Annotated in this window: 19 protein-coding genes and 1 pseudogene; 8 read left to right on the top strand and 12 right to left on the bottom strand. The window is 66.7% G+C overall.

Going from position 1 to position 23,729, the window contains the following annotated elements:
• Positions 1-11 precede the first annotated feature (11 nt).
• On the top strand, positions 12-1,208 hold the full coding sequence (locus tag ACK1X7_RS30950) for a JmjC domain-containing protein (RefSeq protein ID WP_413115911.1): 1,197 nt from the start codon (positions 12-14) through the stop codon (positions 1,206-1,208).
• A complete protein-coding gene (locus ACK1X7_RS30945) occupies positions 1,142-1,993 on the top strand; it encodes an aldo/keto reductase (protein WP_413115910.1) in 852 nt (283 codons plus the stop codon). Before ACK1X7_RS30950 ends, ACK1X7_RS30945 begins: the two co-directional genes overlap by 67 nt.
• Here ACK1X7_RS30945 and ACK1X7_RS30940 read toward each other — a convergent pair.
• Positions 1,981-2,841, bottom strand: coding sequence for a hypothetical protein (locus tag ACK1X7_RS30940; RefSeq protein ID WP_413115909.1), 861 nt, complete (start codon positions 2,839-2,841; stop codon positions 1,981-1,983). The genes ACK1X7_RS30945 and ACK1X7_RS30940 overlap by 13 nt on opposite strands.
• A gap of 135 nt (positions 2,842-2,976) precedes the next feature.
• On the opposite strand from ACK1X7_RS30940, the pseudogene ACK1X7_RS30935 reads away from it, so the two are divergent.
• Positions 2,977-3,169, top strand: a pseudogene (locus ACK1X7_RS30935) (NUDIX domain-containing protein); the annotation flags it as partial.
• A gap of 164 nt (positions 3,170-3,333) precedes the next feature.
• Here the strand turns inward: ACK1X7_RS30935 and ACK1X7_RS30930 are convergent.
• The 3 genes from ACK1X7_RS30930 to ACK1X7_RS30920 all read right to left on the bottom strand — a co-directional run bounded on the left by ACK1X7_RS30930 (position 3,334) and on the right by ACK1X7_RS30920 (position 6,452).
• On the bottom strand, positions 3,334-3,771 hold the full coding sequence (locus ACK1X7_RS30930) for a hypothetical protein (RefSeq protein WP_413115908.1): 438 nt from the start codon (positions 3,769-3,771) through the stop codon (positions 3,334-3,336).
• Positions 3,772-5,829 (bottom strand): PrsW family intramembrane metalloprotease, encoded by a 2,058-nt coding sequence (locus tag ACK1X7_RS30925; protein WP_413115907.1) that lies wholly within the window; start codon positions 5,827-5,829, stop codon positions 3,772-3,774. It abuts the gene before it with no gap.
• Between the two features lie 80 nt (positions 5,830-5,909).
• The gene (locus ACK1X7_RS30920; protein ID WP_413115906.1) at positions 5,910-6,452 is read right to left on the bottom strand and encodes an ATP-binding protein; all 543 of its coding nucleotides are present in this window, start codon (positions 6,450-6,452) and stop codon (positions 5,910-5,912) included.
• Between the two features lie 271 nt (positions 6,453-6,723).
• On the opposite strand from ACK1X7_RS30920, the gene ACK1X7_RS30915 reads away from it, so the two are divergent.
• Positions 6,724-8,091 carry a tetratricopeptide repeat protein gene (locus ACK1X7_RS30915; protein ID WP_413115905.1) on the top strand — a complete coding sequence of 456 codons (1,368 nt, stop codon included), beginning with the start codon at positions 6,724-6,726 and terminating at the stop codon, positions 8,089-8,091.
• 129 nt (positions 8,092-8,220) lie between these two features.
• On the opposite strand, the gene ACK1X7_RS30910 is transcribed toward ACK1X7_RS30915, so the two are convergent.
• Complete coding sequence (locus ACK1X7_RS30910) at positions 8,221-9,192, bottom strand: acetylxylan esterase (RefSeq protein ID WP_413115904.1); 972 nt, start codon at positions 9,190-9,192, stop codon at positions 8,221-8,223.
• A gap of 1,326 nt (positions 9,193-10,518) precedes the next feature.
• On the opposite strand from ACK1X7_RS30910, the gene ACK1X7_RS30905 reads away from it, so the two are divergent.
• Both ACK1X7_RS30905 and ACK1X7_RS30900 read left to right on the top strand, forming a co-directional pair.
• On the top strand, positions 10,519-10,677 hold the full coding sequence (locus ACK1X7_RS30905; protein ID WP_413115903.1) for a helix-turn-helix domain-containing protein: 159 nt from the start codon (positions 10,519-10,521) through the stop codon (positions 10,675-10,677).
• Between the two features lie 38 nt (positions 10,678-10,715).
• On the top strand, positions 10,716-11,951 hold the full coding sequence (locus ACK1X7_RS30900; protein ID WP_413115902.1) for a tyrosine-type recombinase/integrase: 1,236 nt from the start codon (positions 10,716-10,718) through the stop codon (positions 11,949-11,951).
• 643 nt (positions 11,952-12,594) lie between these two features.
• Here ACK1X7_RS30900 and ACK1X7_RS30895 read toward each other — a convergent pair.
• The 4 genes from ACK1X7_RS30895 to ACK1X7_RS30880 all read right to left on the bottom strand — a co-directional run bounded on the left by ACK1X7_RS30895 (position 12,595) and on the right by ACK1X7_RS30880 (position 18,250).
• Entirely contained in the window at positions 12,595-13,947 is a 1,353-nt protein-coding gene (locus ACK1X7_RS30895) for a hypothetical protein (protein WP_390792087.1), read from the bottom strand.
• On the bottom strand, positions 13,944-15,929 hold the full coding sequence (locus ACK1X7_RS30890) for a hypothetical protein (RefSeq protein ID WP_390792086.1): 1,986 nt from the start codon (positions 15,927-15,929) through the stop codon (positions 13,944-13,946). The genes ACK1X7_RS30895 and ACK1X7_RS30890 overlap by 4 nt, the downstream gene beginning before the upstream one ends.
• Positions 15,926-16,708, bottom strand: coding sequence for a toll/interleukin-1 receptor domain-containing protein (locus ACK1X7_RS30885; RefSeq protein WP_078643313.1), 783 nt, complete (start codon positions 16,706-16,708; stop codon positions 15,926-15,928). Before ACK1X7_RS30885 ends, ACK1X7_RS30890 begins: the two co-directional genes overlap by 4 nt.
• Positions 16,709-17,005: 297 nt before the next feature.
• Positions 17,006-18,250 (bottom strand): helix-turn-helix domain-containing protein, encoded by a 1,245-nt coding sequence (locus ACK1X7_RS30880; RefSeq protein WP_086706125.1) that lies wholly within the window; start codon positions 18,248-18,250, stop codon positions 17,006-17,008.
• Between the two features lie 466 nt (positions 18,251-18,716).
• Between ACK1X7_RS30880 and ACK1X7_RS30875 the strand changes: the two genes are divergently transcribed.
• On the top strand, positions 18,717-19,970 hold the full coding sequence (locus tag ACK1X7_RS30875) for an ATP-binding protein (RefSeq protein ID WP_385145137.1): 1,254 nt from the start codon (positions 18,717-18,719) through the stop codon (positions 19,968-19,970).
• A 164-nt stretch (positions 19,971-20,134) separates the two neighbouring features.
• Here the strand turns inward: ACK1X7_RS30875 and ACK1X7_RS30870 are convergent, their stop codons facing one another.
• The 3 genes from ACK1X7_RS30870 to ACK1X7_RS30860 form a co-directional block, all read right to left on the bottom strand.
• Positions 20,135-21,481 (bottom strand): MFS transporter, encoded by a 1,347-nt coding sequence (locus tag ACK1X7_RS30870; protein ID WP_385145135.1) that lies wholly within the window; start codon positions 21,479-21,481, stop codon positions 20,135-20,137.
• A gap of 196 nt (positions 21,482-21,677) precedes the next feature.
• A complete protein-coding gene (locus ACK1X7_RS30865; protein WP_385145133.1) occupies positions 21,678-22,430 on the bottom strand; it encodes an SDR family NAD(P)-dependent oxidoreductase in 753 nt (250 codons plus the stop codon).
• A complete protein-coding gene (locus ACK1X7_RS30860; protein ID WP_385145131.1) occupies positions 22,427-22,744 on the bottom strand; it encodes a hypothetical protein in 318 nt (105 codons plus the stop codon). Before ACK1X7_RS30860 ends, ACK1X7_RS30865 begins: the two co-directional genes overlap by 4 nt.
• A 70-nt stretch (positions 22,745-22,814) precedes the next feature.
• Between ACK1X7_RS30860 and ACK1X7_RS30855 the strand changes: the two genes are divergently transcribed.
• Positions 22,815-23,720 carry a LysR family transcriptional regulator gene (locus tag ACK1X7_RS30855; protein ID WP_413115901.1) on the top strand — a complete coding sequence of 302 codons (906 nt, stop codon included), beginning with the start codon at positions 22,815-22,817 and terminating at the stop codon, positions 23,718-23,720.
• The last annotated feature ends 9 nt before the right edge of the window (positions 23,721-23,729 follow it).

The following is a 23,729-nucleotide window of genomic DNA, read 5'->3' as shown; positions in this document are numbered from 1 at the left end:
AGAAGGAAAGCGTGGAGCATCGATTGATCAGCGCTATGGAAACGGCACTAGGGTGGAGGGGAGCGGACCTCTTAGGGAAAGACTTTGCGCGTGGCAGCCTAGACGACACGATATTGGCGGCCCGCATCCTGACCCCGAACAGGCTGCTGGACATGGCGATGCGTCGGAGCCTGAGCCGTCCTCAGCTCCGATGCTTCCGCGAGGGGAACGAGATACACCCCGCAACCTATTTCACCGACGAGGTAAGCCCCAGGGGACAGAGCATCCCCATGGTCAACATGCGTCGCTTGAATGGTCTCCTGCGCCAGGGAGCGACGCTCATCCTCGACCAGGCGAACGTCTTCGATCCCACAATGGAAGTCGTCTGCCGAGCCATGCAATGGTGGTCACGCGAACGGGTCCAGATCAATCTGTATCTGACGACGAACGACGCCGCGGGTTTCGATCTGCACTGGGACGATCACGACGTCATGATCGTCCAGCTCGCCGGCGAGAAGGAGTGGGAGGTACGCGGAGCCTCTCGCAAGGTCCCCATGTACCGGGACACCGACCCGAACAGCGATCCGAGCGAAGAGATCGTCTGGTCCGGTGTCATGAAAACCGGTGACGTGATGCATATCCCGCGCGGCTACTGGCACAAGGCCACCCGCTGCGGCAGTGGCTCGGGGCAGAGCCTGCATATGACGTTCGGCATCGCCAAGCGGACTGGAGTGAGCTGGTTGTCCTGGCTGGCGGACTGGTCCCGCGAGCAGGAGATCTTCCGGCATGACCTGGATCAGTGGAACGGCGCCGGCTACCAGGCCCTGACCGAGGCTGCCGCACGACTGATCAGGGAGCGAACCCCGGCTGACTACCTGGCCGCCTACGAGCAGGAGACGACGGCTGCGCGACACGTGCCGTTCCTCGATATCTTCGGACCGCTCGACTCCGTGGTTTGCGTCACCCACTTCCGCCCCAAGATCCGGGAGAACGGTGAGGCTGTAGACATCGTGGCCTCGGGGAAGAAGCTCACGTTCATGGCCAAGGCACTGCCCGCTCTGAGGCTGTTGCTGAGCGGTAAGCCCGTGAACCTCGACCAGGCGGCGCGCATAGTGGGGGCCGACGTGGCCGAGGTTGCCGAGATCCTGGTGGAGGAAGAGGTATGCGCGCCGCTCACCCCGGAATTGTCCTCGGGCTATACAGGTCTCGTCACGAACGCCGTCTGCTGAGTGGCGCCCTCGACCTCGGAGTTCAAACGATCGACACCAGCTTCAACTACTTGGGGTTTCGCGCGCATGAGACCTTGGCGAAGCTCGCGAGGGACCTGCTGCCGAAGTTCTCGATCTCCACGAAGGTTGGTTTCTTCCCTGGCCCAGGCCGAGCAAAGCACTCCATCGATCCGCGTCGCCTGCGTGCGGCGCTCGAGCAGACGGCCCGGAACCTTGGGCAGGAACCTGACCTCGTGTTCTTGCACAATCCCGAGCAGAGCCTGACCCAGCTTGGCGAAGGATCAAAGCGTCATCGCCTGGCCGATGCATGCTCGGTCCTGGTCGATGCCTGCGAGCAGGGACTTTGCGGGGCATGGGGAGTCGCATCCTGGGACCCCCGCCCCCTGGCCGCCATTGTGGGGAGTGACCTACCAAGGCCCGACGTCCTGATGGTGCGCTGCGGCCTGCTCGCCAGCATCGGCGTTCTGGAAGCCGCCGATTCCCTCGCCGAACGGTGGAAGCCGTCGGCCATGTGGGGCATGAGCCCTTTCGGTGGCAGCACGGCGGAACCGGTGTGGAAAGCCTTCGACCCACGTATCTTCCTCTGCGACCCAGAACAGGATTGCTCAGCGGTACAGGCCGCATTTCAGTGCGCCTACCACCTCCCCGCGGTGGACGCTGTCGCTGTCGGCACAGACAATCTCGACCACCTGCGGGAGCTGACCGATTCTCTCGGCATCGGGCTGGATGAGGTGACTGTCCGCCGATACCGCCGCCTGCTGCGAGACCGTTGTCAGGAGGATTGAAGCTCGGCGACGAGACGAACCGCCGCCCTCCGGGCAGGTGCTAGCCGGGGGTCAGCCTCGTGTGCGTGCGGCCCCACGACCTTCGCGCAGTAGAACAGCGCCATCAGCCGGCCGGACCTGCTTTCAAGGTCCGGCCGACGCTCACGGCGCACCCGGTCGGCCAAGCTGGGAACGGCGAGGGAGTTGCACCACAAGGCCGCAGCGTCCAGGCCACGCGGAGCCATCCCCCAATCCTCCCAGTCAATCAGGAAGAACTCCGGGCCGGTCACGTTCGCCCAGGTCATATCCGCGTGTGCCGGCGTCCACTCGTCAACGGTGGTATCGACGATCTCGGGGAAGACCTCCCGGATTGTCGCGGTCACCAGATCTTGCGTGATGGTGTCGGTGTCGGGAGTGGCTACACGGGGGGTGCCCTGTCCGGCGAGCGCGTCCAGCGAGGTATTCAGTGCCTTCCACCATGAATCCGGCAACTGGGGGTCATTGATCACCAGAGCGCCTTGCCCGACTGGCGGCGTGGCGATCAGTTCCGTCTCGTCCGCCCGCCACATGGCTGGCTCATCAGGGGCACGCCAGGCCAGCCCCATGTACCACTCAGGCATGGAGACGCCATGAAGGACAGCGGCGGCCTCAGTACCGTTCCATCCTTGGGCGCCGATCCTGTCGAAACTGCGCCGTTCAATCCTTACCCAGGTGTCGCGGTCAGTCCGTCCCCCGATCGATCGGCGCTTGCGCACCACCGTAGCCCGGTCCAAACGCACGCGAAGAGACCGCTCCACACGGTCGAGAACTTCATCGACTGGCTGAACCCGTAGGTCGACAACAGAGGCAGGGGACAGAGAGGGCGTCATACGGACTCCTTGGCGACTGTGCCGCGACGGTATCAAGTAGCCAGCCAAGCGATGGTTGGTGGCATCAAATTCGGCTGCAGGTGTACAGGATCCGAACGCCGCGCCACTGCGCATGTCGACAGGAGTGAGACGCAGGTGGGCAGGACTGAGTACTGCCACGCCTGAGGGCACCAAAGCCAACACCTTGATCCCGGCCAGCAACCTCCTCGTCCGCAACAGCGAGGGCGCGCCCCTGCTCCAGCAGCGCAGGGACACTGGCCAGTGGTGCCTACCGGGCAGAGCCCAGGAGATCGGAGAGAGCGCGGCGCAATGCGCTGTCCGCGAGTGCGGGAGGAGGAGATCGGCATCATCGGTACCGAAGCGATCACCTCCAAAGCAGTGTCCTCGTCCGGAAGGCAAGTGATAAGGCGTCGGCGCCCACGTGACGTGCGGCCTGCGCGACTTCCGCGGGTGGTCTTCGCCTCGCCGAACTACTGGAAGTGCATGGAGTAGTCAGTCGGCCACGTCTTGGGCCGTGTATCCCAAGAGGCCGATCTTGAATAGCGGGCCCAGCATCTGCTCAAGATACCAAGGAAGATCCGTCATCTCCTCGGCCACAACATGAGAGCGCCTGTTGATTGAAGGTGTGAAAGAGGCTTCCCTTCTTCCGGAAAAGAGGAGAAGCAGCCCACCGGTTTGGGCTCCCGGATGGTAGATGGAGACCCCGACGTTCTGTTGCTCCCGGGCCGGTGAGTCGAGGGTGCTGATGATGTGTCCAAGCGCCTCCGGCGGCGCGCTCGACCAGTCCAAGTCGCCGTCTTCGTCCTGGACGGCGTACGAGACACCGCGAGGTTCAGCCGGTGACCACCCAGACTCCGACAAGGCACGCACGACGAGGGAAGCCGTGACCGGTGCCTGGAATGTGAAGTCGATGTCTGCCGTTCGGGACATCTATCCTGTCTCCTTCGAGATCACGCGCCACACATAGTTTTTCTTGTTGAGCCACTTGACGATATTTTCTGGGATCGGCTTCTCGGAGATGAGGGAGAATCTTCTGCCGCTCTCTTCGGCTATGCGGCGCGCGTCGCCGAGGTTCGACTTGAACTTCTCCATCACCTTCGGATTCTCGTTGGCGAGATCCCAATACCTTCCGGACTTCGCCTCGTACCACACTTCGACCCCATCATCTCCCAGATGAGCTCCGTCGAACTCGCGGCCCCCTTCTCTGAACGATCCGCGACCCCCCAGCTTCTCCTGCAAGTGGTCCTCGTACTCCTTACCGCGCCGCACCCTCCCCTGCCCCGACGATTCAGCCGAACTGCCCGACCCCGGATACTCCGGCCCGCCTCCGCCCCCGGCCGCACCCGCCGACATCAAGACGATGCCCAAGGTGCCGAAGGCCGCGGCGTGGATCACCGCTGGGACGGCGATGATGCCTCCTCCGGCGGTCGCGAGGGCGAGCCCGCCGCCGGACGGTAAGAGGGCGAGCAACGCCATCAGGATGAGGGCGAAGCCGAGGTAGGCGAGGAAGTTGTTGAGCGCCTCCAGCAGGTGGAGGTTGCGGACCACCGGTTCGTCCGGCTCCAGACCGTCCTGCACACGCAGTAAGAGCACCATTCCGGTGGTCAGTCCGCCCAGCGCCGTCCAGATCCGGAACCGGGTGACCGCGAGCAGTTCGCCGTGGGGGACCGTGCGGGTTGCCTGCCATGTGCGCAGGAGGGTGAGGAGCTGCCAGCCCATCCACAGCAGTCCGGCGATGCCGAAGGCCATGAGGATGTACGGGCCGTTGCCCGAGCCGAAACGCTCCTGGAGCGTGGCAGCGGCGGGGAACGAGCCGACGCAGAGGAAGACGAGGGCCGGGAGCGCGAGCCCGAGGGAGATGAGGATGAACCACATGCGGCGCCAGTCCCGCACGGCACCCGCCGCTTTGCGCACGGCCGGAAAGCCCAGATGCTGCCAGGCACGTTCGTTGTCGGAGGCGTCGATCTGCCCGGCCGACCAGACGACGGTCTGGTGCAGGGCCTCGGCACCGGGGTACGGAGGACGGGCCGCTGCGTAGAGCAATGACCGTCGCATCCGGGCGAAACGCAGCGCGATCAGGGTCGTCCACGGCACCCGCCATGCCCCGTACCCCGCCAGTGCCGACAGGCCCGACCGGCCGGCCCGCTCGGCCTGGAGGAGTATGCCCGGCACGATCCGCTTGCCACTCCGGATGTGCCGCAGGTCGAAGGCCATGGCGAGCGCCAGACACAGCAGCGGAACCAACCACAGGACCCCATCGAAGGTATCGGCCCATGACTGCGCATCTTGGTCGGCGGGGCGCGCGGCGGCATAGTTGGTCAGCATGTGATGCGAGGTAGCGGCCACCACCGGCAGCAGGCTCAGCACACGGATCCATCCACGGCCGCGCAACAGCACGCCGACACCCAGCGCGGTCAGGGCGGAGTACACCAGGTGAGGACTGGTGCCCGCCACCGGGCTGAAGTCCCCCAGTTCCAATGTGCCGGATGGGGCCGGGAACCAGGCGGAGAAAACCTGCTCGGGGCCCGGAATATAGGGCGCCCGCAGACTGTCGGGGATCGCCCAGCCGCCGCCGGGATGCGAAATCGCCCGGCCCGCGTCCAGCCCGAACCGGGCCACCGCCTCCAGCAGACCGAAGCCCGCCCCCAGCGCCGAGCCAAGCACCACGTAGTCGGTCAGTCCCCATTGACGGCGAATACGGATGTTCCACGCAGCCAACAGCAGCGGCGTGATCTTGATGAGCTCTTCGATGGCCGGATCGACGGTATAGCCGGCGACCTCTACGACCTTCGCCAGCGACTCACCCGTTGCATCCGCGGTGCTTCGCGTGTAGGCGAGCTCCAGCAACGCTGTCACGACACCGCAGCCGTAGACACCCACCGCGATCGCCAACAGCACCGTCGACACCCGCACCGACCTCGTCGGCGAGGCCAGAACCAGCAGCTGCACCACGCCGTACACCGTCGCGGCCACCATGAGCAACGCCACGCCCAGCCCCCAACGGCCGCAGGATCAAAGCCGCGACGTTAAGGGGTAATTGGCGACCGAGCAACCGAGTAGCTCTGTGGCTATGCGAACGTGGTCAACTTTGAGCCGTCCGACAGTCCTTGCCCACGCTGTGCCTCGCCGGGCAGGTCGACTTCACCAGCACCGGAGCAGGAAGGCGTAGTTCGGATTGACAGTGACGCGAGACCATTGGCTAAGGCCCTTTCAGGCCCCAGAGTGAACCAAGTGATCTTCCCCGCTCGGTCCAGTCGTGTGCCCCAGTCGCTTGCCAGCGCGTTGATGAGAAACAGGCCACGGCCCGTTTCGTCGTCGAGGTCGGCGCGTCGAGGGCTCAGATCGCCGCGGTCAACATCGGTGACCTCCACCTGCACGCGAGACCCGGATGCCGTTACGCAAACGGTACAAGGGGCACCAGTGTGCACGATAGCGTTGGCGATCAGTTCTCCAGCCAGCAACGCGAGGTCGTCCGTGACTGCCTCATCCAGGCATAGGCCCAGGAACTTTGAGAGCTCAACGACACGTCGGCGCGCTTTTGGTACTTCTTCCAGCACAGCGGGTACGAGGAAGCCGTACCGGTTTTGTGGTTCAGTCCGTTGGCGCGACATCAGTAGGGACCTCTCGCGGGGATAGTGGTGGGAAGAGGCGCCGTGCTAGAGAGGCGCTGGCCCGGTCCGGACGCGCAGCAGCCCCTCGCGGCTTGGGGCTGCGATCCTCGACGCCCGGAATGCGGGGGCGTTCCGGGCCAGCTGCTACGAATCTGCGGTTGTACAGGCCCCAGAGGAAGGTTTCACAAGGGTTTCAACCCTGCTCCGGCCAGCTGCCGCTGGATGCGGCCGCCACTACCTTGGAGCGCTCAACACCAAAGGAGGGGGTGTCATGACCGCCGAGCAGTCGCTCAGCCCGCTGTCACATCCCATGGCCTACGTGAGAGTTTCGCTCCTCGGCATGGGCAAGGCACAGTTCGCGGAAGCCCTGAAAGCACGGGCACAGCTTCTGGGCTATAACTTGGGGACCACGCGGTCCACGGTCTTCAAATGGGAGCGAGGTGATCACGACCCCGATGACATTGCCCAGATCGTGATCGCAGACCTGCTGCAGATACCTGCATCGGTCTGCCGCTCAGCGCCGTGGCCGAAGTGGCTCCCGGCCTGGGACGCACAAGTCCTGAGCGCTCCATGGGCAACGGGGGATACCCTCAAAAGCCTTAAGACGCTTTCGGTGAGTGACCGGATGGACCGAAGGGGATTCCTCGGAATCGGCGGTGCTGCGCTCGTCAGTATCGGTACACAGTGGTCCATTTCCGCGTCGTACCCTGATCCATCGTCTGAAGCTGCGGCCAATGGTGACAGCGTTACACCAGCCGTCGTTGACCGCTTGAGTCAGCGCGTTCAGTCCCTACGTGCCTTGGAACAAGAGGCCGGCGGGGGCGGCTTCATCGAGTCGGGGAAAACTGACCTGGAGCTGATCATTCGTATGCTCGACAATGGGCGCTACACGGAGGAGACAGAGAGTCGCCTGTATGCTCTGGCCGCCGAAGTGTGCTGCCTTCTCGGCTGGATGAATTACGATGCCAGCTTCAATTCTGCAGCTCAGAAGTACTATGCAGCTGCCCTGCGGGCGTCTCGTGCTGCGAATGACGACACATTGGGTGCACACACGCTCTGCTTCATGGCGGTTCAAGCTGCCACCCACCAGGAACAAATGGCTGCTGTTGGGCTGATGGAAACGGCAGACAGCGTCCGCAGGCGTGTTTCACTCACCATGCAGGCATCGCTGGCAGCGCACCAGGCCACGGTGCTCCTCAAAGCTGGCCAGGAGAAGGCTGCTGGCCAAGCCTTGAACCGAGCATTCGCCGCACTGGACCGAAGCAACGGCGATGACACACCTGCCTACTTGCAGTGGTTTGGTGAGGCTCAGCTTCGGTCGACTGAGGGCCGGTTCCTCTTGTCGACTGGCCAGGCAGCAAAGGCGACTGACGCGCTGGAGAAGTCCGTCGACCATGCTCCGCAACGCGACCAGGCTGTGCGTTGTGGTGCTCTCGCACTCGCCTATCAACAGGCTGGGGACCTCGACGGGGCCCTTGACGCCACCAATCGTGCCCTCGACCTCATCGACAACGCAGGCATCCACACCCAGCGCGGAGTGGAACGTCTCCGCGAAGTGTACAAAGCTCTGGCTCCCTACCGTTCCGAGGCCAAGGTGACCGAGGTCCGTGCACGCATCGCTGCTCTCGCTGCCGCGTAGATTGCGACTGTATTTGAGCCCTGGATAGCAGGGTAGAAACCTGTCGGAGTGGCGGCGTATCGGCAGTTGTTGGAATACCTCTGACCTGGAAGTGACCGCCTATATCATATGGGCCAGGAGTCGAATCCCTTAGGTGAGAAACCGTGTGCGGCCTTCAAGTAGTTTTGCATATTCGTGTGCTGCTGACGGGTGCTCGTAGAAGTGGCCGGCGGTGACCAAGTGCAACTCCTTGGGGCCGGCCAACGCGTTGAATACCGCAAACTGACCTGGAGGCGGCACGGCCGGATCGAAGAGAGCTGGCGCAACCTGGACAGGGATGTGCAGATGGCGGGCAGCGGTAGCGGCGTCAAAGTAGGCAAGAACTTCCAAGACTTCAGGGGTCTTCATATAGCGGTCTCGAACCGCCGCTCCACTCCCCACGCAGGGGAGGGTCACTCGGAGGGGATGGTTGCCGAAACTGGGAAGACTTAGATGGGCGCTGTGGAATCGAGAATCCCAAGGAAGTGCCAGCGCGCCAATCCCACCGCCGAAACTATTCCCCACATAGTCCAGTCGTTCGCCCGTTTGAGGTACGAGCTCCAGCAGAGCAGTCGCCGCGCACCAGACGTCCGCAGCGCACCCCCCGTGCACGTACGTGTCACGTGACTCGATGCCGTGGAGGACGTGCCCCTCAGGAGACGACGGGATCCCTGGCAGCACACTGGCCTCACGCAGGCCACGCGCAACCGGGAAGATTGCCGCCGCCCGCGGCACTGGCAAAACCGGATCGGGTTGCTCGCGGCCGTTATAACCGTGTCCGATGACGAGGCCGCGCTCCACCCTGCCCTCTGTCGGCACGGCGAGCCAGCCATGCAGTCGCACTCCGCCCAACGAGCTGAAGCTCACTGTACGAACCTCGAGCCCATCGTCGGTTCGCGGCAGGCGAGGCCCAACCTGCGGCCGTACGTCTACTTCCAGTGCACGATCATGGAGGTCTTCCCAAAACTCAATGAAGTCGTGGGGAGCCTGAGCTGGCGGTTCAACTGCCAACAGTGAGTCGAGATCGTATCCGTACGTTGGGTCGAATGAGAACGGATGCAGCCACTTCGACGAGTCCTTCACGGCCCCTAACTCTGTCACAGTAGGCTTCCGTCCCTCACAAAGCTGAACGTGCGAGCCTTGAATGTCCCGGTCCGGTGTGGTCCATTGAATCACGAAGGGGAATTACGTCGCTTTTGGTTGGGTACGGGCGGAAGGCGTCCACTTGATCGAATGACCCGGGCACTCTCGCGTCATGACGCTGGAGCCCCAATGCCGCCCCTGGTCTCGCCACACATCGCGCATACCCTGACCGACGCCACTGACAATCACCCCTTAGCGTGGGGAGGAGCGGCTCCCTCTCCAATCCGGTTGCTTGACTTCTGCGGTCGTCCCGCAGGGCGGAACCTCCGTAAATGCCAAAGTGGTCGAGCCGCTCGACGGCGACCAGCCCGTGATCGACGAGGTCCCCCACCGAGTCACCTCAGCTCAGCCGTGCGCCAGGGCGTCCAGGGCGGATTCGCCCACGGCAGACGAGAAAGAGCCCCCAAGGACTGGAACCTGCTCCGGGGCCATGTCAACGTACAACGTCGTGTAAAGAGGCAGGTCAGAGGGATGCGGGCCTCCGGGGCAACCGGCGACAGACTGGCTGCCCCAGCAGCCCGTACCCGCGTCCTACCTGGTCCTTGCTGATCGAGGCTTGCCCAAGGAGGCCCCGTTGAATCCCGCTCTTCGATCCGCTCGCTTCGCTGCTCCTGTCCGCTTGGCGCATGGGGCCTTTGAACGCATGGACGTACAGGAGCGAGAGTACGGCGGCGCTCTTCTTCATGGCGCTGTGCCTCTGTGTGGCTGGGCTGTTCGGCGAGGACCTGGCTGCAATGCGGCTACCGATGGGATCGAGTCGTCCTCGCGCACATCGCGAGACACCCAGATCTACAGCGTGATACGTCGCCTGAACTGTCGGTGCTCCCGAGCGCGTCGTGGCACGCAGCCTAGACCGGTCCACTGACGATGGGCTCCTGGCGCTCATGACAGACGGCGTGACCCTGGCTACCGGTCGTACCGACTGGCCTCCTGGCTTCGTCCATCGGGAACTGTCTGGGAACTTCCCTGTGCGGGCGCGGAACATAGACCACGATCGCCGGTTAGCCAAACCGGCGATCCTCATGACCATTGAGGAGTTCGTGGCGGCTGCGCTTGGCGGTGGAGCTGCTGCGGACGCCGTGGCGGCACCGGAACTCGGTGGTCGAGGAGCAGGGTGCCGTCCTCGGCTGCACACATGACCGCGGTGCCCGAAGCTCAATCGCTACGGCACCCCGCCGAGGGAGATGCGCAAGTGGCTGTCCGGCCGAGGAATTCCGGTGAAGCGATCGAGGGCGTGACGATTTGACCGCCGGCGGGAGCAATCGCTTGCTGACTCCTGAAGAGGTAGCCGCGTGGCTCAAGGTGAGCGAAGTCACCGTGAAGAACAAGTACCGGACGTGGGGGATCAAGGCCCAGAAGGTCGGCCGTCTCCTGCGATTCCGTGAACGCGACATCGTCGCCTATCTGGAAGAAAACTATGGGTGAGGCTGTTTGGCCATACCTCGTCATATGAAAGGGGTCGCGTGGCTACCGTTTTTCAGCGTTGCAAAACCGATAAGAGGAACAAGAACTACCCGTGCGAGAAGGTGCGGTGCGGGCATGACTGGACCGTCCGTTTCCGCGAGCCCGGAGGTCGCACTGGACGGCAGCGCGAGGAGAGCTTCGCGAAGAAGACTCAGGCAGAGGCTCACGGCGTCAAAATGGAGGCCGATAAGGGCCAGGGTGTCTACATCGACCCAAGCGCCGGAAAGATCAGTCTACGGGTGTACGCAGACGACTGGCTGCAGCGCCGAAGCGTAGGTGAATCGACGGCCTCGAACTACCAGGGATTCCTCGATAATCACCTCGTGCCCCACCTGGGGTCTAAGATGCTCGTCTCGGTCACAAAGCGAGATATTGAGCATTTCAAGGCGGCGATCCTCAAGGTCCTCGCGGAAAGTACCGTGCACGATCGCATGAAGATGGTGAAGCACATCTTCTGGTCGGCCAAAGAGGAAAAGCTGATACGTGAGGATCCGACGAAGGGCGTTGACACCAAGCCCACCAACGTCGCGGTGGACGAGGACGAGATCCCGACGCTGGTTGAGGTGAACCTCATCCACCGACACATCTCGCCTCAGTACAAGCTGACGGTGCCCCTGCAGGCTGGTGCGGGCCTGCGCATCAGCGAGGCGCTGGCGTTCCACACCGGCTGCATGCGTGGTGACTTCATCCGGGTTCGCTGGCAGATCAGCGCGAAGGCGAACCGGGAGGACTGCAAGACAAGGCTCGTCCCGCTCAAGCACCGGCAGGAGGGCGAGTACCGCGATGTGCCGGTGGCGCCGTTTATCGCGGAGGAATGTCATGAGCATGAGGTCGCGTGGCGACCGATCCCTCTTGAGTTTCACGACAAGGCCGGGCGACCACGGGTGGTCGAGGTCTTCTTCGCGCCGCGGGATCGCGGGAAGGGTGTCATGCCCACGGCTACCACCTACGCGTACCACTTTCGGAAGGCGCAGATTGCGGCCGGCGTCACCAAGCCCGACGGGACCGCGAAGTACACCCCGCACTCTCTGCGGCACTTCTTTGCCTCGACCGCATTGGCAAACGGCGTACCGATCCACGAGGTCTCGCGCTGGCTCGGCCACAAGTCGATCAAGACCACCGTGGACATCTACGGTCACCTGGTCCCCGAAGCGTGGGACCGTTGTCGGGACGTCATGCAGAACGCCATGCGCCCGGCTGTGACAGACGCGCAGGCGTCTGCCTCCGCAGCGTGACGTGCTGGATGTACTGGATGAGTTCCGACGGTGCTGGATCGGTGCTGGATGCGATTAGCGTGACCGACGTTTTCGCAGGTGGGAGCAAGGTGTTGAACGTTCCGCTTCAACGTCTAGTTCCTCCCCGAGCTCGCCCCCTGATCGACATTTGCGCAGTTCAGGGGGCGATTCGCTGCTTGGATTCGTGCGTTGCGGCGGAATGTTCAAGGTCGGCGTTCGCGAGATGCCGCGCAGTGTTTGTGCACGTCAGGGCGTTGCTGTCCGACTTGTTGAATCCGGGCGGGGTTTCCGGTTGCTGGATTTTTCCTGGTTCGGTCGGCGTGGCTGAGCGGCCTCGGGGAAGTGAGGCACGCCCCCACACCGCCCGGCACGGCACCTCGCCGCGTTGTCGGAGTCGCCCGCTACGCCGTGGCAGGGGGTTCCTCCCTAAGCAGTAGCTGGGGGAGGCATATCGACCGCAGCGCCCCGTGCGACAGCTCACCACGGTGTCTTGAGCTGGTCGTCTCCCGTTCCCCTCCTCCCCCGGCTTTGCCCGGGGCAGCGTCCTGGCGAGTGATGGTCTTGCCCAGGTATCCGGGTAGGAGGACTCCCCCGCCGCGGTGTGCGGTAAGGGGGAGCCTCGGAGAGTCGACTGCCTACCGGATCAGCGACCGTTCTCGTCGTCCTCGTCCCGTGCGCGAGGTGCGGCGGTCCGGTGCGGCCTGTGCGAGGGATCCTGGGAGTACGGAGATGTCATGTCGCCCTCGCTCGTCTCCTGCCAGCCTTGGTTCCGTTCGTCTGTGCCGCTCTCCGCCACCCCCGGCGTGAACCTGCCAGTGCCAGCATCCGGGTCCGCGGCCGCGTCGGTGAAGGGTGAGCCCTCGGGGGGTGGGAAGCGCGGCGACCAGGGCCCCGTGGTGTCTCCCTCACCCGAACGCCCACCCTCCGGCTCCTCACTCCAGCCCTCGTCGGGCGTCGGCAGAAGGGTCCGCCTGATCTCCTCGGCGGCCTCGTCGAGCCCGGCCGCTTCCAAGCTCCGCACCACACGGTGTACGAACACCGTGTACTCGTCCATGTCCGGCTTCAGGCCCACTGCCGCCAGTAACAGGAGCAGCCGATCCGAAACCCCTACTTCCTCCTCGCGGTCAAACGTTCCTCCTCCCTGGCGGTGTCCGTCCCATAGCGGGCCTCCGACGGTCGCTTCGCTCTGCGCGCCCACGGGTGGGACGAGCAGGTGGCGGAAGAGTTCGGGCACCTCTTCGTCGTTGGCCGCCGCCGCGATCTGGGCGAGCGGGCCAATCATGTCGACCGCCCTCTCGATTTCGTTCTCATGACGGGCCAGCCACCACACCACCGCGCTGCCCGCGCTCTTGAGCACGTCGTCACCGAGGTAGCGCCGCTTGTTGCGCTCGTGCTGACGCTCGTACTCCCAGATCTCCTCGTCCTTGCGAAGGTCGTTCAACTTCCGCAGGCGTTCGCGGTCGGCGGGGGCGAGGGTCAGTGCCACATCGGTCGCTAGGGCCTTCACCCGTCCGCTCCGGTCCGGGAGCGGGACGCTCAGCTCCCCCTCCAGGAGATAGCGCGCGAAGCTCGCCCGGCCGGGCTCTTCGCGGCGGACGACCTCCAGGGCCCGGCTGACGATCGAGGACACGGCGAGGGCCGGGGAGGCACCGTTGGACCGGTTGGCGTGGTTGGGGACCGGCCTCCACCACACGGTGGCGGAGAAGAGGAAGTCGTAGCCGTCCGCCGAGCTCGGCAGCGCCGCGTCGACCACCCGCGTCTCCTGGTACGGCTGCTCCGTCGGCGCGACGGGTGGCTCAGGTTCCCCGGGCTCGTACGGATCGGCCGGCTCGCGGCCACTGCTGAGGACGGTCATCGCGAGCAGCAGGGAACCCGAGACCGTGACCATGGACATGAAGCCCCACAGCCAGGCCGACCAGTGCAGGACGTTTCCGAGCACGGCCGGTGCGAGGCCGCAGAGAGCGACGAACATCAGTCTGGGAAAGCGGTGTGTCATCGTGCCTCTTCCGTGGTCCGTGGTCCGGCGCCCGCACGCTTCGCACTCTCCGTGCGGGCGTACTGCGCGTGGTCGATGTGCTGCCAGAAGAGGGCGGCGACGCCCGCCCGGGAGGAGTGGTGCGCGGTCCTCGCCCAGTCGAAGGCGATGGCGTAGAGGCGGTGGAGAGCGGCCGCGTGGCCGCGCGTCGCCCCGACCATCACGCCCAACGCCATCTCCCGCGTACTGTCGCTCGCCACGGCGTTCAGCCAGCTACTCACCAGCGGGTTCCAGAGCTCCGTCGGCGGCTGGGAGAAAACCGTCTCCCAGCCCAGGAACAAGTCCGGCCATGGCGGCGGGTCTGGGGCCCGTTCGCTTCCCAACAGCTCCGTGAGCAGATGGAGATGGGGCTCCGCCCCGCGCGGCTCCCGACGGGCCCGGCCCCGCACGCGGCCGATCAGCAACCGGTAGAGCCGAGTGTCGCGGCCGGTGAGGTCGAGAAGTGCCTCCCGGGCCTCGCGCGCCGCCTCCCCCTTCCGTACGGCGAGGTAATGAAGCCGCACCATCGCCTGATCCGGGTGCGTCGCACCGAGGCTCTGGAGGCAGGCGGCGGTCAGGACGCGGACGAGACCGTCCGACAAGGGGCCGGACCTCACGCACTCGTACATCCGCCTGCGGAACCATCCCCCGAACCTTTCGTGGCTGAGACCGAGTTCGAGGGCCGCCACGGCTCGCGCATCGCAGGACGCCGCGGTTGCGCTGTCCGCCCAGCGCACCACGAGGTCGAAGAGGTGGTCGGGCCGCCCGACGGCCAGGGACCGCTCACCGAAACGGACGACGATGTTCACCCGGTCATCGGTGGTAAGACCCGAGAGCCCGGCGGCATGGGCGACCCAGTCCCTGAAGTCGTCGCGCAGTCCGGGGAAGTTCGCCCAGAAGTACGTCCGTACCGCGTCGGCGTAGGCCAGCCGCCCGAAGCGTAGCCGTCTGTCCGGGTCCCGCTCGATCCCCAGCGCAGCCAATCGCTCCCCGAAATCCGTCCGCCCGAGTTCGGTCGTCGCCTCTTCCTCGTGCCTCACCATCCTCATCAGGCCGCGCCACGCCTCGTAGACGGTGTCGGCGCGGGCCTCCTCGAACACCGCCGCCGCGAGCAGCAGGGCTCGCTCGGGCACGGTGCGAACCGTGACCACCTGTCGGCCCACGTCACCGGCACGGTCGGTCACCGCGTGCATCGCCTGGTCGAGCCATCCCGCGAAGTCGGCGCCGAACCGTCCGCTGTCGCGAGCAGTCCTCACCAGCCCCGCGAAGCGCGTGAGTTCCCGCATGGGGGAGCGGTCGCACAGGCGCTGGAGGTCGGCGCTCCCCAGGTCCACGGAGCGGAAGGTCATCCGGTCCATGCGGAGGTATCGGGTGACGACGGCGACGCCCCGGGGGCGCCCCAGCGTCACCGTGTGCGGTTCGAGGTCCGGCGCGTGGGCGTGCTCCATGCCCGACGGCAGGACGACGACCATGTGGGCCCCCGCCTCCCGGATCTGTGACCGGTGCACGGTCAGTCGGCGCTGGGCCTTGGCATACGCCTCCTCGTCGGCGATCCCGGAGAGGTCGAGGAGGAAGCGGTCCCCATCACCGGGGGCGAGAGGGGGCTCGTCCTTGTCCGTGGTGGGAAGCTCCTCGAACCGGACCCCCGCCTCGTCGGCGCCCCCGTCCTCACCGAGCCTGTGGAGCAGCATGATCGCCGCGGCGCGGCGCCCGCTGCCGGGCGGAGCCTCCAGCAGCACCACTGATCCGGGCTTCTCCAGGCGGTCGGCGGCGACGCGGTAACCCAGCGGCGGAACGAACCGGTCGGCCAGGCGGACACGGTCCTCGCGGACGATCCGGAGAGGCTCGACCCCTTTGCGGATCATCCAATCCGCGCCGACGCCGTAAAAGACGTTCTGGGACCCCGCGCCGTTGTTCACCGGGCCATGCGGATCGTTGACGGTGACGTGGTCCTGCCCGGTCATCGTCCGTCGCCCGAGCGCCGACGCTCGCGCTCGAAGCGCTGGTGGACCGTACCGCTGTTGTCGCCCGCCGTGAACTGGACCCCGGTGTTGTCGCCCTCGAAGTGAGGCGCGTTGTACTGGTGGCCCTGACCGGTGTTCACGGGCCCCTGCGGCTCGTTGACGAAGGTGCCGGACAGGTCTCCGTTGAGGTTTCCGATGCCGCCGCGCACGTCGCGTGTCCGCATCCTGGTGTGCCCGACACCCTGGGCCGACTTCTTCCGGGACTTTGCCTTCGCCCGCTCCCGCGCCGCACGGGCGTCGCGGTCCACCGTGCCCAGCTCGGGCAACAGCCGGGCGAGGGTGTCGCCGAGCGCCGTCAGGTCCGACTCGGCGTTGCGGTGGTCGAACCGCCTGTACTGGCAGTCCGCTAGCTCCCGGAGATCGTCCGGGAGGGCGGCGGGGGCGATCCTCGTGGCTTTTCCGACGAGCACGGGGATCACCAGGATCCCTCGGTCGAGCGCGGTATGGATCTCGCGACGGGTCCAGTCCTGCTCGGCTTCGAGGGCGGGGCGGCCATCGACCCCCCGCACCTCCGCCCAGCGCGGGCCGATCACGGCGAGGAGCGCCTCGCACTCCTCCACCGCCCTGACCAGTTCCACCGGGAAACGGCGCCCGGCCTCGATCGAGTTGCTGGCAAAGAAGATCCGCTCGGGTCCGAACCGGCGGGAGAGCTCGCGCGCGATCATGGTCGCGGCGGATTCCTCGTCGCCTGTCCGGTAGTTGACGAAGACGTCGGGCATGAAGATTCCCTTCGTGGAAGGAAGACGGGGGAATGAGCATGAGCACGGGGGCAGCGGACCGGGGCTCCGAAGCCCCGGTCCGCCTGGGCCATGCGGTCCCGACCGTGTGACGGCAGGGCGTGTCCACGGGAGGGCGTACGGATGGAGGTGCGTCGCCGGGCGCGTCACTGGTCGCGGGCAGCAAGAGGAAGCCAAGGGCGCCGTGTGACGCGTCGGGCGGGGGTGAGAGGTCCCCCCGGGGATCGTAGGATTCGGAGGGCCGGGGTAGTCCGGCGAGCCGGGCGGCTCGAGCCGGTGTCAGTCGTGCGCGGGGGCGAGTACCCGTGCCATCGTCGGTTGAAGATCGCGTACGGCCCGGCTGCTTCGGAATCGGGAGAGTTCCCGCGCGAGACGCCGGACGTCGCTGTTCACCGTCGCCGAGGGCACGGCCGGCATCACCCCCAGGAGCTCCCCGGCGATCGTGCACGCGCGCTCGATTTCTCCGGAGGCGGCGTGGGCCAAGGACCTGCGAAAGCCGTACCGGGCGCGGGTTCGCAGCGCGTGCGGCGGGAGACGGCGGCACTCCCGGTCGAGGATCTCGGCGGCCGCCTTGGGGCGACCGAGGTCGTGCAGGCACCAGCCGGTCGTCATCGCCGCCGGATCGCTCACGTGGGTGGTGCCGATCACGGGCTCGGCGCCGCTGCGGGCGTCGTCGCCGTCGAGCAACTCCCGTGCTCTGTCGAGGCTGCGGAGGCAGTCGCGTTCGTCGCCCACGAGCGCGAGTCCCTGTGCCTCCCGCTGGGCCGCCAGCCCCCGGATGCGCGGCGGGATTTGGTCGCTCTGGGCCCGGCGGGCCAGGGCGACGGTGCCTGCGGCGTCCCCTGCGTAGAGCGTGATCAGGGCACGACGTACGAGCGCGTAGGAACCGAGGTACGGATCGCCCCCGGCCCGCGCTAGCTCGGCGGCCTCACCGGTCCAGGCGAGCGCCGCGCCGCTGTCCCCGGCCTCCTGGGCCATCCAGCCGGTGAACTCCGCGAACCGCGACGCGAGCAGGAGCGCGGGGGTCCGAGTGGCGGACGGGGCGTCGGCGGTCAGCCCGGCGACCATGCGTGTCTGCGTCTCCAGTAGGGGAAGCAGGACCTTCGGCGCGGTGGACTGGCCGAGTTTTCGCAACTGCTCGAACTGCGCGCGGAAGGAGCAGAGGAGGGGCTCGGCGTCAGAGGACGCCTGACCGCCGAGTTTGAGGCTGAGGTCGATCAGCGACCCTGTACCCGCCGCGAGGACCGCCCGGCGCCCGACGAGCCAGAGGCTCGGGATGGCGGGGGTGTCGGTGGTGTCCGAGTCGGTCTCGGGGCGGACGACCAGGCGCTGCAGCTCGCCGTTCGCTCCGAGGAAGGCGTCGCACCGCCGGGCCAGTTCGGGGGACGCGGAACGCTCCCCGCGCTCGACCTTGCTGAGGTGCCCCTTGTCGTAGTTGAGCGCCACGGAGAACTCGGTCAGAGTAAGGCCCGCTTCCTGTCGCAAACGGCGAAGCTCCGGGCCGAAACGTAAATCTGTGCTCATCATCAACCGCCCCCTTGAACAGCGACCGTGAGAGCCGTGCGCCCTCACGGGAAACCTTCCTTCGACGTTCACTGGCCGACGCGAAGGACCGACGGCGATCACGTGTCGTGACCGAGCCCTTTCGCTTCGCATCCGAGAGCGAGTTTCGCACGAGATACGCACCCAGAACCGGGATTCGGCGGGTTGCCCGTTGCCTCTTCTGTTCTCCGTCTGTTCCTTGCCGTGACTGGAGTCGACCGCGCTCGGACAAACTGATCGCGAATGGCGAGGGAGGTGGCGGTGACGTGCCCGTTGCCTGGCAGATGCTCGTCGAACTGCTTGGCCGCTCAGGATCTGCAGATGTCGGTCGCTTAAGTGATCGATGGGCCATCGTCCGTCCGAATGCCCATCAGCCTACCGGCTGGTTGTCCACAATGGGTCCGTCTAAATGACCATTGATCTTGGCGGTGGTGGCATTCTGTGATGCATGGCAACTCGCAATGATCTGGTTCGGCGCCATGCCGAGAGTTTTGTCGCGGAAGCGCTCGACGACACACGCGTGGTGCTGGTCAACGGCGCCCGTCAGGCGGGGAAGTCGACCTTGACCCGCCTGACCGCCGCGCGTCGCCGCGACCCCGTCCTGCGTCTGCTCGACGACGCGGCGACCCTGCGTGCCGCGAGGGACGATCCCACGGGATTCGTCGAGCACGACTCGATGATGCTCATCGATGAGATCCAGCTTGCGCCGGAACTCCTCCGTGCGATCAAGATGGCCGTCGACCTCGATCCGACGCCGGGGCGCTTCCTGCTGACCGGATCCTCGCGGATCCTTGCCATGCGGACGCTGCCGGATGCGCTGCCCGGCCGTATGGAGGTCATCGAACTGTGGCCGTTCTCGCAAGGGGAGATCAGCGGCGGTCCGGACCGGTTCGTCGACGCGGCGTTCACTCACGGCCCCGGCCTCAGCCGCACCTCCGCTCTGCGTAAGCGCGACTATCTGGACCGCGCGGTCGTCGGCGGATTCCCTGAGGCCGTCAAGCGCACGCCCCGGCGCCGGACCGCGTTCTTCAACGCCTATCTTTCGACGCTTGTTGAACGTGATGTGCTGGAGCTCGCCAGTATCGAGCGGCACGGCGAGATACTGAAACTCCTCGGTCTCCTTGCCGGGCGGGCTGGAGGGCTGCTGGTCCCTGCGGCGCTCGCCACCGCCTCGGGTATTCCACGCACCACGCTGGTGCGCTACCTGGAACTGCTTACCTCAGTCTTTCTGATCAAGACCATTCCGGCCTGGACCTCCGGGCTGACGGGAAGGACGGTGGGGACTGGCAAACTCGCCTTCGTCGACACCGGGATCGCCTGCCATCTGACGGGCCAGGACGCCGCCCGGCTCGCTGAGCCCGACGGCGCGGCCGGTGCCATGTTGGAGAACTTCGTCGTCATGGAACTCGCCCGCCAGCTGACCTGGTCCGAGCAACAAGGCCGCCTCTTTCACTATCGGACCAAGGACAAGGTCGAGGTGGACGCGGTCATCGAGACGCCGCGAGGCGACGTGATCGGCATTGAGGTCAAGGCCGGGGCCACCGTGCGTACCGAGGACCTCTCGGGGCTGCGCAATCTCGCCAACCTGCTCGGGGACCGGTTCGTCGCCGGCTACGTCCTCTATACGGGACAGCAGACCTTGCCGTTCGGCGACCGGATCCGGGCTCTGCCCATCGACGCCCTGTGGCAGCTGAGCCCCTGACAGGCGGTGGGGCCGGTGGGGTGATCCAGCGATTCCATGCTTGTTGCTGGATCGGTGCTGGATGGTCCGGCCGGATTTGCCGTTTCCGCAGGTGACTGTGCTGTTCCCGACGTTCCGCTTCAACGTCTGACCGGCGCCACGCCGGTGCCCCGGGTCTGTCCGGTTCATGGTGTCCGTCCGGCCGTTGACTCCTGGGCGAGTGGCGCGGGAGCGGGACGGTCCTGGGCGCGGGGTGTTCGGCCGGGGTCGCGGGGTGGTCGGCCGCGGTCGTCGCGTGGCGTTCGTCCGCCGGCCGCCTGGGCGAGGAGCGCGCCGAGGACGGCCGGGGCGGCGAAGAGGATGAAGTTCCACCGGGGGGCCAGGTCGGCCGCGAGGAGCCAGCCGCCGAGCGTGGGGCCGGCGATCGCGCCGATGCGGCCCACTCCGAGCGCGATGCCCACCGCGCTGGCCCGCGCGGTCACCGGATAGGTGCGGGCAATGTACACATTGAGCAGCCCCTGGACGCCGACCGCGCCGCAGCCGCCGAGGATCACGATGCCGTAGAGCACCGGCAGCGGCAGTTGGGCGCTCATGCCGACGATCGCGGCGGCTCCGAGGGCGAAACTGGCGGTGACCGCCCCCTTCGATCCGGCGCGGTCGGCCAGCAGTGCCATGGCGAGTCCGCCGACGGTGGCGCCGAGATTCAGCAGGACGAGGAAGGTCTGTGAGGACCGCAGCGGATAGTCCGCGGTCCTCATCAGCTCCGGCAGCCAGGTGTTCATGCCGAAGATGAGCAGGAACGAAAGGGCCGCCATGGCGCTGAACAGCAGGGTGGTGGTGAGGTACGGCGGCTTCAGCACCAGCCGTACACCGCGGCTGCCGGGGGCCGGGGCCGATGTGGTCACCGCCCGCTGGTATTCCGTGGACTCGGGCAGCCAGGCGTAGGCCATGGGCAGCACGAGCAGACCGGCGAACCCGCCGACCAGGTACTCCGCATGAAAGCTGTGGCCGCTCAGCAACGTGTTGGCGGCGAGGGCCGCGAACGCGCCGCCGATGGGCGTTCCGCACTGCACGATCCCCGAGTACAGGTTCTTCCGTCTGTCAGGGGCCAGTTCGAAGATCAGCGGGGCCATCGCCGGGTAGATCGCACCGGCGCCGAGCCCGACGACGAAACGGCCCGCGCCGAACAGGGCCGGGAGGGGCGCCGCGGCGCAGGCGAACATTCCGGCGCTGACGAGCGCGGCACTGACCAGGGTTGTCCGGCGCCGGCCGAACCGGTCGGTGAACTGGCCGACCAGCAGGGAGCCGAGGAGCATCCCGATGGGCGTGAGGCTGCCCAGCAGGCCGACCAGCGCGACGGTGAGGTCCCAGGGCCGGTAGTCGAGCAGCAGGGGTGTGGTCGCGCCGAAGGCGACGAGGTCGAAGCCTTCCAGTGTCATCACCGCCAGGCCGACGGCGAGTGCGGCGCCGGTCGGCGTGGACAGGATCCGGGGCGGTTTCCCGCCGGTGCGGGGGAACGCGGGGGTGCTCAATGATCCGATTCCGTTCGTCTGAGCGCCGGGGCGCGAGCGCGGTCCGCTGACTCGAGCCCTGACGGCCCGGCTCTCTCCGCACCCGGCCCCTCCGCACCCAGCTCCTCAGGAGCGCGGGCGACGGAGAGCGCGGGGCCGGGGGTGCCGGGGGTCAGGTGACCTCAGGAGGGTCCGGTGCCCGGGCGCGGCGGATTCCTCAGGCCCGCCGTCCGCCGTCGACCGACAGCGCGATGCCGGTGACGTAGGACGCCGCGTCCGAGCAGAGCCAGACGGCGGCGGCCGCGGCCTCCTCCGGGTCGGCCATCCGGCCGAGCGGCGTGATCGCCTCCTGCATGGCGATCATGTCGGTACCCGCCGCCACCCGCTCGAACCCGGGAGTACGGGTCGGGCCGGGGCAGACGGCGTTGACCCGGATGCGGTCCGGCGCGTAGTCGACCGCGGCGACCTTGGTGAGCCCGACGATGCCGTGCTTGGCGGCCACATAGGCGGGGGCGGTCGGGATCGCGTACAAGCCGCCGTTGGAGGCGATGTTGACGATCGCGCCGCCCTGACGGCTTCGCAGGGCGGGCAGTTCGTACTTCATGCACAGGAAGGTTCCGGCCAGATTGACATGAACCACGCGCTCGAACTCGTCCAGTGTCATCTGCTCGAGCTGCCGGTGATGGGAGGCCAGGCCGGCGTTGTTCACGGCGAAGTCGAGGCCCCCGTACTCCGCGACCGTACGCTCGACGGCCGCCCGCACGGAGCCTTCGTCGCCGATGTCGACGGGGACGGCCAGCGCCTCCCCACCGTTCTCCCTGATCATCTCGGTGGTCTCGGCGGCCGTGTTCTCGTCGATGTCGAGCACGGCGACCGCGGCGCCGCACCGGGCGAACTCCAGCGCCGCCGCGCGGCCGATCCCACTGCCCGCGCCGGTGACCAGTCCCGCTCTACGGGTTGTGGCGCTCATGCCAGCGGCTCGTGGTTGGCCCAGGCGACCTTGTACGGGTGCCGCGACTGCCAGTGGTGGATGACCTCGTGCAGGGCGGGCGCGGCGAACCCCTTCGCCAGAGCGTCGATGTCGGCCACGGCGAACTGCACGATCGCGGTCGCGATCAGCGCCGGAATGGCCTCCTCCCCGGGGACGGGAATGTGACGGCGGGCTACGACCGACTCCGCGAGGCCGGTGTCGAGCATGGCTCGTTCGATATCTCCGAGGTATTGGTCGAGCTCCGTGTCGGGCAGAGGTTGATCGAAGGAGACGATCATTGTGTGCTGGATCATGTGGCGATTCTTGCGACCACATGCCGTAAGTGTCCAAGATCGATATGGAATTCGGCGATAACCTACAGGCATGGTTGAACTGGAGACCCGCGAGCTCGAGTACTTCGTCGCAGTGGCCGACGAACTGCACTTCGGCCGGGCCGCCGCCAGGCTCTCGATCGCCCAGCCGGCGCTGTCGAAGGCGATCCGGCGGATCGAGACCCGGCTCGGCGTCCCGCTGTTCCTCCGCACCAGCCGGCACGTCGAACTCACACCGGCCGGGGAAGCGTTGCAGGAGCACGGACGGCATGCGCTCAACGCGGTCGCCGCCGCCGTCCGCAGCGCCCGGCGTGCCGTCGACACCCAGGCTCACCTGCGGCTCGTACTCAAGCCGGGCGGCGACGCCGGGCTGCTGTCCGGGATCCTGGCCGAGTACGCCCACCAGCCCGATGCCCGCCGGGTCGACATCCTCTTCAGCGGCCCCGCCGACCGCACCGACTTCCTGCTCGACGGCCGGGCCGACGTCGGCCTGCTCTACGTCCCGTTCGACGATCTCGACGGCCTGGACCACGAGACGCTCCACGCCGAGGAGCGGGTGGCCATCGTCCCCTCCGCACACCGCCTGGCCGGGTTCGCCTCGGTGCGGATGGCCGATCTGGAGGGCGAGACACTGCCGCGCTGGAAAGGCGTGCCCGGGGGCGAAGGGACCGGTCCGGAGGTCGCCGACGTGGTCCAGCTTCTCCAGATGATCAAAGTGAGCCGGATGATCGGGGTCCTTCCCCGCTCGCTGGTCGAACCGCTCCCGCCCGGCCTGGTCGGTGTACCGGTATCCGACGCGCCGCCCAGCCGCCTCGTGCTCGCCTGGAACGAACAGGACCGCCGCCCGCTGCTCGCCTCGTTCGTGGCCGCGGCGCTGAGGGTTCCGCCCGGAATGGCCGACCTGGCCGGTGCCGATGCGGCAGGGGTGTCGTCGACGTCGGGCCGAGGGGGCGTCTGAGCCCCTTTA

Origin of the sequence: Streptomyces sp. CY-1, assembly GCF_047218265.1 — a bacterium.
In the GTDB taxonomy this organism is placed as follows: domain Bacteria; phylum Actinomycetota; class Actinomycetes; order Streptomycetales; family Streptomycetaceae; genus Streptomyces; species Streptomyces niphimycinicus.
The sequence above is the reverse complement of the archived record's forward strand: the minus strand, read 5'-3'. Positions and strand labels throughout refer to the sequence as shown.